The 8,993-nt window shown below is 50.2% G+C and carries 17 protein-coding genes; 15 read left to right on the top strand and 2 right to left on the bottom strand.

What is annotated here, in order from left to right:
* Nucleotides 1-454 precede the first annotated feature (454 nt).
* The 11 genes from HV314_RS26875 to HV314_RS26925 all read left to right on the top strand — a co-directional run bounded on the left by HV314_RS26875 (nt 455) and on the right by HV314_RS26925 (nt 5,815).
* Nucleotides 455-1,129 (top strand): hypothetical protein, encoded by a 675-nt coding sequence (locus HV314_RS26875; RefSeq protein ID WP_008786597.1) that lies wholly within the window; start codon nt 455-457, stop codon nt 1,127-1,129.
* Nucleotides 1,126-1,590, top strand: a complete 465-nt coding sequence (locus HV314_RS26880; RefSeq protein WP_008786596.1) for a hypothetical protein — start codon at nt 1,126-1,128, stop codon at nt 1,588-1,590. The genes HV314_RS26875 and HV314_RS26880 overlap by 4 nt, the downstream gene beginning before the upstream one ends.
* A gap of 138 nt (nt 1,591-1,728) precedes the next feature.
* Nucleotides 1,729-1,968, top strand: coding sequence for a type II toxin-antitoxin system CcdA family antitoxin (locus tag HV314_RS26885; RefSeq protein ID WP_007372285.1), 240 nt, complete (start codon nt 1,729-1,731; stop codon nt 1,966-1,968).
* A gap of 2 nt (nt 1,969-1,970) precedes the next feature.
* Nucleotides 1,971-2,279, top strand: a complete 309-nt coding sequence (locus HV314_RS26890; protein WP_007372286.1) for a CcdB family protein — start codon at nt 1,971-1,973, stop codon at nt 2,277-2,279.
* Nucleotides 2,280-2,299: 20 nt separating this feature from the next.
* Nucleotides 2,300-2,458 (top strand): hypothetical protein, encoded by a 159-nt coding sequence (locus HV314_RS26895; RefSeq protein WP_016241558.1) that lies wholly within the window; start codon nt 2,300-2,302, stop codon nt 2,456-2,458.
* 154 nt (nt 2,459-2,612) lie between these two features.
* The gene (locus tag HV314_RS26900) at nt 2,613-3,167 is read left to right on the top strand and encodes a hypothetical protein (RefSeq protein ID WP_007372288.1); all 555 of its coding nucleotides are present in this window, start codon (nt 2,613-2,615) and stop codon (nt 3,165-3,167) included.
* Between the two features lie 69 nt (nt 3,168-3,236).
* On the top strand, nt 3,237-3,854 hold the full coding sequence (locus tag HV314_RS26905; RefSeq protein ID WP_007372289.1) for a hypothetical protein: 618 nt from the start codon (nt 3,237-3,239) through the stop codon (nt 3,852-3,854).
* 82 nt (nt 3,855-3,936) lie between these two features.
* A complete protein-coding gene (locus tag HV314_RS26910; protein ID WP_007372290.1) occupies nt 3,937-4,407 on the top strand; it encodes an HAD domain-containing protein in 471 nt (156 codons plus the stop codon).
* 301 nt (nt 4,408-4,708) lie between these two features.
* A complete protein-coding gene (locus tag HV314_RS26915) occupies nt 4,709-4,996 on the top strand; it encodes a glutaredoxin family protein (RefSeq protein ID WP_016241556.1) in 288 nt (95 codons plus the stop codon).
* A gap of 10 nt (nt 4,997-5,006) precedes the next feature.
* A complete protein-coding gene (locus HV314_RS26920) occupies nt 5,007-5,405 on the top strand; it encodes a hypothetical protein (protein ID WP_007372292.1) in 399 nt (132 codons plus the stop codon).
* An 83-nt stretch (nt 5,406-5,488) separates the two neighbouring features.
* Nucleotides 5,489-5,815, top strand: a complete 327-nt coding sequence (locus tag HV314_RS26925; protein ID WP_007372293.1) for a hypothetical protein — start codon at nt 5,489-5,491, stop codon at nt 5,813-5,815.
* Nucleotides 5,816-6,177: 362 nt separating this feature from the next.
* On the opposite strand, the gene HV314_RS26930 is transcribed toward HV314_RS26925, so the two are convergent.
* A complete protein-coding gene (locus tag HV314_RS26930; protein WP_007372294.1) occupies nt 6,178-6,516 on the bottom strand; it encodes a hypothetical protein in 339 nt (112 codons plus the stop codon).
* A gap of 237 nt (nt 6,517-6,753) precedes the next feature.
* On the opposite strand from HV314_RS26930, the gene HV314_RS26935 reads away from it, so the two are divergent.
* From HV314_RS26935 to HV314_RS26950, 4 genes are all read left to right on the top strand, one after another.
* Nucleotides 6,754-7,197, top strand: a complete 444-nt coding sequence (locus HV314_RS26935) for a hypothetical protein (RefSeq protein ID WP_007372295.1) — start codon at nt 6,754-6,756, stop codon at nt 7,195-7,197.
* A gap of 118 nt (nt 7,198-7,315) precedes the next feature.
* Entirely contained in the window at nt 7,316-7,657 is a 342-nt protein-coding gene (locus tag HV314_RS26940) for a hypothetical protein (RefSeq protein ID WP_007372296.1), read from the top strand.
* 158 nt (nt 7,658-7,815) lie between these two features.
* Nucleotides 7,816-8,370, top strand: coding sequence for a hypothetical protein (locus tag HV314_RS26945; protein WP_007372297.1), 555 nt, complete (start codon nt 7,816-7,818; stop codon nt 8,368-8,370).
* A 49-nt stretch (nt 8,371-8,419) separates the two neighbouring features.
* Nucleotides 8,420-8,686: a hypothetical protein gene (locus HV314_RS26950; protein WP_007372298.1), complete on the top strand. Its 267-nt coding sequence runs from the start codon at nt 8,420-8,422 to the stop codon at nt 8,684-8,686.
* A 67-nt stretch (nt 8,687-8,753) separates the two neighbouring features.
* On the opposite strand, the gene HV314_RS26955 is transcribed toward HV314_RS26950, so the two are convergent.
* Nucleotides 8,754-8,984 (bottom strand): hypothetical protein, encoded by a 231-nt coding sequence (locus tag HV314_RS26955; RefSeq protein WP_007372299.1) that lies wholly within the window; start codon nt 8,982-8,984, stop codon nt 8,754-8,756.
* Nucleotides 8,985-8,993: the final 9 nt, after the last annotated feature.

Genomic DNA, 8,993 nt, shown 5'->3' on the forward strand with positions numbered 1-8,993 from the left:
CATTTCTCGCTAATTTGCATCGCCATACTACGGCCTGCCGCAGCTTCGCATTCTTCACTCTGGTCTCCGGCCCGGCGATTGCTTTATTTATCACGTTCATCTGCATGAACTATTCAGGTTCACCTTCAGCGCATCTGGTTAGTGCAGCCAGGGCTGTCATTGATGGTGCTCCGGTCGGCAAACTAATGGTATGTACCGAAGAGCCACAATCCACGACTCCCCCGACACTTATCGAATCTCCCTGCGTTCGCGAGGCGGTCGATGAATCAATAGTAACCGCGAAGTGGGATTCAAACTTCCGAATGGTTTACGCAATGCTTGCTCTGCTTTCTTCTGTTATCTGGTGTCTAGTGAGCGCCACACGAGCGAACATATTCAAGGACGCTAAACCCCCTACTCGATAAGCCTGTCAATTCTCAAATAAAATGATGAAAAGTTGTGAAATTAAGGAGTGATGATGAACATAAATTACAGTATTAATAACAGTGTGCTCATGATGATGAGTGAGTTTATGATTACAGCTTTTGTAATCGTAATACTTTTTGTGATTGTATTAGTATATAACAAAGCGTTTAAGTCTGAATTAAGCATAAAAATATTTTGTTTTAGTCAGTTAACAGCCATTTTCATTTCCGTATTAGAAATAACAACAAAAAGAACAAATGCTGGAAGTATCAGTATTACATGGAGTGACGGCATCCATCAGTTTTATACTCACGTTTTTCTGGGGTTTGCTTTTTCTTTCTTACTTTTTTTGCTTGGTCTTTATGACTACAAAATGAAAGGCAACAAAGATGGTTTAAAGGATTGCAAAAAACATGTTTTACCGTGTTTCATAGGGAGTTGGTTCGTATTAATAATATTCTTTTTCTCCGCTTCGCCTTTGCGCTATGAGGAGAATTTGATTACGGATGCTCGCGTCGTAGCTTCGGATCCCAATCGAACCACAATTATCTATGCTGATGGGTTCTACTGGCTATTTGATATGGATAGAAATGAATTTGATAAGTCTATATCCAGAGAGATAGTCAGAGGCAACTACAAGATGTTATGTACTTCAGATACACCAGCTACCTGCTGGGCGGGCAGAAAATTCCCCAAAAACACATCACTGGATAAAGTTTTATGAAAGATTGTAACGCTGAGAAATATAGCTATTCATGTCTTTTCGCAGCGGTATTTAGACCAGGTGAAATGCCTGTCATTTCCGCGTTCCGGGCGCGGTATTGGGCTCTAATCATTCGATGGGCATTGCGTTTCGGTTACACCGTTTGCCTGATTGGCAGCACTGGAACCGGAAAAAGTTACCTCATCGAAAGAACGCTACCAGGACGGATCATTGATGCCCGACTGTTACTGGTAAAGAATGATTGGCATGGCCCTGTGCCATTCAGTTTGCGCGGTGCAAAGCCCGGCCCAGTTGGCATTGATGAGTCGTCCAGCTTTTCAGAGGAAACGCTGCGTCAGAACGCGGAGAACCTGAAAGAAAGAGGGGTAGTGTATACAGCACAAAGCATTGATAAAGCAGCTAAAGTTGCAGCCAACCTGCCAAACAGGCGTGTGTTGCTTATCATGATTGGAAAAACGTAGCCTCTGCGGTCTAGGCCATCTGACCTGCTGAACTGACGCAGTAGACTCTCTCGGAGGCAAACAAATTTGCTGGTGGGATAAAATGGGCGCATACTTAAAGCACGTGTAATCGACACGTGCTTTTTTATTGGAGGACACATGCAGGCTACAGCTGCTCGCCAGAAAAAAACCGTCAGTGTCACCCTTGAGCCAATGCTCGTACAGCAGGCAAAAGACGCTGGGATTAACTTGTCCGCCACGCTGGCAGAAGCGCTTCAGAGCAAACTGAAGGCCAGTGCAGCGGAAGAATGGAAACGACAGAATCGTGCTGGTATTCAGGAGTTGAACCGCATCACTGAAGAGCATGGGTTACTGTCTGACGAATACAGGACGTTCTGATAATGCAATATACCGTTTACCGCAATCCCGGCAACAGCCAGGCATACCCTTACCTGCTGGATATACAGAGCGACATCATTGGCGAGTTAAATACCCGCCTGGTGATCCCCCTTCATCGGCTTAAAAAAGGAGCCTCGGCCCCGGTTGCGCGATTAACTCCGGTCATACAGGTGGAAGGGAATGACGTTATCCTGATGACGCATGAAATGGCTTCAGTCCGCGTGAAGCAGCTCGGTCAGGCGGTCATGGACGCATCTCCGTTCCGGCACACTATCAAAAGTGCGGTGGACTTCCTGCTGGATGGTTTCTGACAGAGATAATGAGCGAGAAAATGATGAAGCAAAATGAACTGCTGGAAGTGGCAAAAGCCATGCGCGATTATATTGATGCCCTCCCTACCGATGTCGTTGCAGCATTACCGGTGATGCCGGGATTTGATCGAGACTGGGCCGACGAAGTCATTTACGAAGCCGAATCCGCCAGCAAATAACCCCCCGTCTGCGCCCGTTTCATCTGAATTCGGGCCGTCACAATCTTTCTGATTTTATTGAGAAAACAGCCTCTTTTTGTCCCCTTTTTTCCTTCGTCAGCAGACTCAGTCGTTCGATAATAAAAACAGACCAACACAACCACTGAGGTGTTTCATGTTAGCGATTATCCCGGCAGCAGGCACTGACAAGGTTTTTAAAACCTCCCTCAAACACGTGCTCGATGAGGACTTCCTGTTTGCAATGGCTTCAAAAGCAAGCGCGACGTACATTTCATCCCATATCAGCGATGACGGTGAGGGCACAGTGTTTTTCAGTCTGAGCGACTGGGATAACCTCAAGCCTTCCTTATCGGCTGATGGCTGGGATGGCGATACGATGCCCGGCTTCATTGATTTGCTGGATGCAATCGCAGCGCAGGGCTATAACACCGTCGAATTCCACATTTCTCACCCACTGGTGGTTGGCGCGGTCTGGTTCACCGATGAGTATTACTTCACGGTTACCCCGCTGGCGTATGACCTTGCCACGCTGGATGGTCAGTTTGTTCTGCCGGATGGCTCTTCCTACCGGCTGGATGACCTTGATGAAGTCAGCTATGACGAAATGACCGACTACTTTGACGGCATTATCGAAGTCGATGGCGATACCATGCTGGGTGTAAAGCGTAACGACGATGACACCGTAAACGTCAGCAAAATCGAAAGCTAACCCCTCCTCCCCGGTGTCGGTATCCGCCGCGCCGGGCTATTTTCCTGCCATCATCCTCTGGAGTGTTTCATGAAAGACCGTTTTTATCTGGTCAGCTTGCGTGACACCGTTGGTAGCAATACCGCTTTTCATAGCCATCACGGCAGAGGTTACAGCACCGATCAGCGTAATGCCCGGGTTTACACCCGCGAGGAAGCACAACGCGCATGGAATACGGGACGGGAGTTTGACCTGCCGGTTGATGCCGATGCAGTCGACCGCCATCTCGTGTTTCATGTTGATCATCAGTTTGTACCGGGAAAAACCATTCTCTCCGAAAGCGCCACCAAATATGTCGGCTTCGTTAATGGCCAATGGGACGGAAACGATCTGTTCTGGCTGGCTGATGCGGGTACTACCACGGATTTTTCCCTTGCCAGAGTTTTTGACTCACCACAGGCAGATAGACCTGATGTCGTCTGGTTACCCCATCACATCCCTGACGCTGCAAAGCGCCCTACCTTCAGTGTTGAGCGGATAGACCGCCGTAAAATGACGCAGGGGGCCGGTCTGCTGATGCCTGCCTGGCTGAAACGCCAAAATCGCCGACAGTCAAAGGGGCTGACTCGCTGGAATTGCCCCGGGTGTGGCCGTATTTCATGGCAACAGAATCCGTATGATTTTGATGGTTGCCGGTTCTGCATATAGTCAACTACCGCGAGAGGCCTCTATGTTCCGATTATTACAGAAGTGGTTAGTCAGGTTTACCTGTCAGGACGATATAGATTGTATGTCGACCCGGCGCTCTGCGGGCGAGTTCTGGCTGGAAATAGATGCCCGTCGTCACTGGATTTTCCTGGACATCGACGGTGTACTCCACCGGGCGGAAAACGGGTCACTGGAGTTTATGCCTGTGCTGGATCACGTGCTGACGCAATGCCCGCAGACGGGAATTATCCTTTCCACAAACTGGCGTACCGGCGTACCCCGGGAGATGGTGCTGAGTCATTTCCCTGCGGGTATACGCGATCGGATTGCTGGACTCAATCCCGATCTGGATGGGCTGGTGAATAACCACGTGCGTTATCACGAATGCATGGCGGTCGTTAAACGGTTCGGCCTACAGCATTACACCTTCGTGGACGATACCGCTCGACTCTTTCCAACTGACTGCCCTGCCCTGTTCCTGACTCACCGGCACGAGGGGCTGAATGCAACGCAGGGTAGCGCTTTGATAGACCGGATTCGGTTAATGAAATGACCGGTTTAAGGCTGAATACAAATTATTAATGAGGATGCGTTATGAATGAAATCCCACAATACGTCTATGACCTGATCGGTATTTGCCTCTTTGTTGGAATGTGGGTCGGAGGCGTTCTGCTTATTTGGTTTATTTTCTCTAATGGAGAGAGCGACGAATAGCCAGGCAACTGGCGCAACTGATGTTGCAGGATGGCCCCAACAATATCTTACCTGCTTACGCTCTGATTACCCGCGCAACGCTTCGTCAGAAGCGGAAAGCTGGGATAATGAATATATCCCGTATACACCAGGCTATCCCAATGAAAATTACTGTGTTTACTGCCCCTGATTGTCCGAAATGTCGCATGACGCTTACCCGCTTTTCTCTGGCTGGGGTGGACGTGAATGAGATCCCGCTGGTGGACAACGCAGATCTCGTTCGCCTGACACAAAATACCGGTGCGCCGCTGGTGGTGGTGGTCAACGATTCGGGCCGTGTGACGGGTTGGGGTGGGTTCCGGCCAGATCTTATTGCGACAACTGCCAATGGCTGGAGTGTCGGGTCACTCGATATCCCCCCGTCGCTGGTTAATCACGTCCTTCACTGAGGTAAACGCCATGCACAATATCTCTGTCGAAATCCCTGCGGCCCTCGGCGTACATCCTCCTTCAGGAGCGGATGTCGTGCTTATAGACGATCTGAATAACGCCCTCGCCGGTGCTGGCTTACCGCAACTGAAGATAGAGCCGATAACGTGGACACCGCCATCAGGCCGACCGGTGATCTACCGGTCTGAGGTTCCCGATATCCTGCGCATTGCAGGTATAAACCCTGACACCTCTGACATGGTGAAAACCTTCTGTTCCGGGCCACTGCCGATTGACGATAACGAGCTGGATGCCCTTCTGGAGATGCGCGAACGGGACGGTCATAGCGAAAGCTTCAGGATCGCGCTCTGTGGGGCGCTGGACGCGATTCTCATTCGACTCTACTCAGCAGAGCGTCAGCTTCGTTGAAACGCCAGTAAAGACGCTGGTGGCCTCATATGAGGTATCAATCGGCTCGGTTCCGTCTCAATAATTTAAAGAGAGCACGGTATATGAGTCCTGAAGAAGAAAAAGTGCTGCATCAGCGGCTGATACAGCTTGGCGATATGATGGGGGATGGCCTGCACTATGAGCGCGACGGTCAATGGATCACCCGGGAGTACAAAGCCACGTTGCGGGCGCTGGGGCTTTTGAAGGCTCCCAAGCGTAAGCATAACCCGACCAAAACACTCGCTGTGGATGAGCGAATGGCACAACGTGTGAAGGACGTAGCCTGTACCCAGTGCGCCGGGAAACTGAAACAGGTGCGCTCCGGGTCTCTGAAAGCGCAATGCACCCGGTGCAAAACCAAGTTCACCCTCCTGAAAACCATTAAGTAACTATACCCGCAGCTGGTGGTCACCCCACCAGCATAAAATATACCCGAAACTGTGACACCTGCGCTTGCCTGCCTCAATGTCGTGATAGCTGACAACCCCCACGAAGAAAACAAACCTCACACCTGCGATCGTCGTGATGCAACGATTTTGTCGAGCCAATTATATGAAGAGACTGTTATGAAAGACTTCCATTTCCTGTATGTCGAACTCCTGGTCGAATTGCTTCGACTGGTCAATTTTCTTCTGCCGTTGTGGTTTGGTAGTTGAAAATAGCAGGTAATACCCGGGCAAGACCTTCCCGTTTTTTTAAAATAAAAGGGCGCACATAGCGCCCTGTCAGAAAGGTATTTTGAAGCAGCAGACTACTTACGAAACTCCCATTGTTTAATCAGCTTTTTGACAAACGTCTCGCCATAGATCTCATGTGACTCCATGTATGCACAAAGCTGTATCAGGGTCATCATGCCATCGCGAAGGGTATCGCATGACTCGTTACGGCAATAGGCCGTGAGTTTGTACATATTCGCCCCGCAAACGTCCGGGTTGTAGAGATTAACAATCAGGCTTGCCGCGAATTTCTTTCTCTCTGCGATAGCGCCCAGATAAGCCAGCTCCCTTTTCAGGTCTTCCGGGATAGGTGTGACAGCACACGCTCGCGGGTTCAGGTTTATCTGGATATGGTCAAAGTCGAGTTCCTGCATTGTCCTGGTTCCTTCTGCTGATATTCGGTATCCGTCTGCCGGGCCACACGATTCTGCATGTAATGCCCTTCATATCACCATTGTACCGGATACCTGCAATTTGCCCCGTAACTACCGGTGCTGATGATAAAAAATATCTTTATTTTGCGAACGATATACACCAGTCCGTCCTGATTTCGTCAGCTGAATTGTGCCGGGTAAGCTGGTTGCCATGTGAGTGACCTAATGGAGAACACCATGCAGCACACTGCAACCACACACCCGCAACCGGCTAACACCGTGAGTATCGTCAGTACGACCTACGGTCAGACGCTGGTGGTACTGAACGGGAAATGTCTCTACTGCGCACCACCAGAGCGAGGAGACGAAGCCCGGCAGCTGGCATCAACCACTGCCGGGGCACTCAACGTGCCGGTCGATGTCGTCCACCTCGATACATTTGCTACCGATACAACCGAAAGCCAGCTGATGGCCCGCTTTGAAAACCAGAATGCCGGGCCGTGGTATAGCCATGCGTTTACCATCGCGTTCAGTGTTGAATACCCGGCGAAGAGTAGCGATGACATTCCACCAGCGGAATTACACCGTGCATTGATGAAGCGGGCCAGAGAGTTTACCGGTGATCTGGATGCGCTGGTGGAAGCCTGCGGGGCATCTTATGACAGTTATCAGATGGGGTAACTCCTGCTGGAAATGACCGCATTCTGCTGGCGTTTTCAATGAGATATCGCCAGCCGCTTTGGTAGAGTTTTCCAGATAGCAAGCGAACATCATAGCCAGTGGCAAGAGGTAAACCTATATGAATTCTGTCTGTCTTGATTACGAGAAAGTGGATTTTCTGGCGAATCTCCTGATCCCCACCCTCGCCAGACACCCCATCAGTAACAGTTTCCCGGAGCGCGGCCTCGCACTTAAGGAAAAGCACCCTGAGCTGGTGGGCTGGCCCGAGCGCAAACTGGGTGAAGTGGAAAATTACCAGAATGCACTGTCCAGACAGCTACCGAGCCTGAACAGCATGTCCTTGCCGGAGTTTATCGACTTCATTCTCACCCCGCATGTCGCGGAGTATGTTCTTGAGCAGGTTGGCACTCCGCTTGCTGAAGAAACCATGCAGCTGTTTATGGCGAAAGTGAAGGCATAACGCGGTTTTCAGCCCCATATACTCCAGATCATAACCGGCCTTAATGGTCGGTTTTTTTTGTGAATTTTCTGCCCCGAAAGCCTTCGTCACCTGCGGGGAGCGTGGTTAACTGGTTATGTAAACAAAACGAACAACACACATAACTACAGGGGTCTACCATGTTAAATCCAGCTATCTGCGCCATGTTCATGTTTCAGGGCTTCCAGCATGAAGTCTCCCGTCTGACCGCATTATCAGTGGCTAATCCTATCCCCCTCACCTTCAACTGTGACAGCGTACAGACAATGATCTGTGAAACGCTGGCTGGTGGCGAAATTGAATGTGCTCACTGGATGTTGGATGCCGCAGAGCAGATCTGTAAAGCCTGCGAACCTGCGTATCAGGCATCTGAAGAACCGGGAGTCTGGTACTACGACATTGCTGAACGTCTGGGCGCTGAAGTGGCCTGCCGTTGCGTAAAAGGTGATATCAGCACTGACCAATTGGTCGCTGTTGCAGTTAACCTCACTGAGTCATGGAACACGCTGAGCGAAGACAGCAATCAGGAGCCTGATTGCGGATCATATGAAAATACCGTCAGGACGTTGGTAGAACGTGCTGATACAGCAGAAGCGGCTTGCGTAGAAGCAGTCAGAATCCTTGATGGTGGTGAGCGGCAGGCGTTATCAAAGGCGATAGCAATTCTTCGCCCTGTGGCCGCAACGTTGCAGTAGATAGTGGCAGAACACCAATACACACAACACTCACTACAGGAAAATGACCATGAAACTCACCGTATCGACTCGCCCGGTAAGAATTGAAGGGAATTATGTCTCTGTCGTCTTTAATCGTTCCCATAACTCCATGCCGGAAACAGCAGAGGTTAAAAATGCCGATCAGGCGCGGGCATTCATCAACGATTACATCGCCCGTAATATCAACGAAACGCCGATGCATCTGGTGCTGACAAAAGAGGGCCGGGCATTTGGCGGGTTCGACGCGCTGAATAGTAGCCTTCCGCCCGCGATTGAATCATCAACCCGTTTGTAATGACTGACTGGTGGCGCTCAGTGAGGAGCGTCACCCGGCATCACGGAGGGAGTTGCAAGAGTTCTGATTAGCCTTTCCTGACCCACGCCCAAAGCATCGCACCCGCCAACACCGTCAGCATCAGAGCAAACACGGAACCAACCAGACTCGCATCGCCATTCTTGCCGGAGTAACCGCAGGTTTGAGATGCGTCACCAACTGCCTGACAAATTGAATCGGGATCAAGTCCCCAGTAGACAAAGGCGAACAAGGCAATTACAGAGATAAACGCTTTAGCGACTTTCGCTTTCTGAATCATCAGAGACAC

Source organism: Citrobacter sp. RHBSTW-00887, from assembly GCF_013728095.1.
GTDB lineage: Bacteria > Pseudomonadota > Gammaproteobacteria > Enterobacterales > Enterobacteriaceae > Citrobacter > Citrobacter braakii.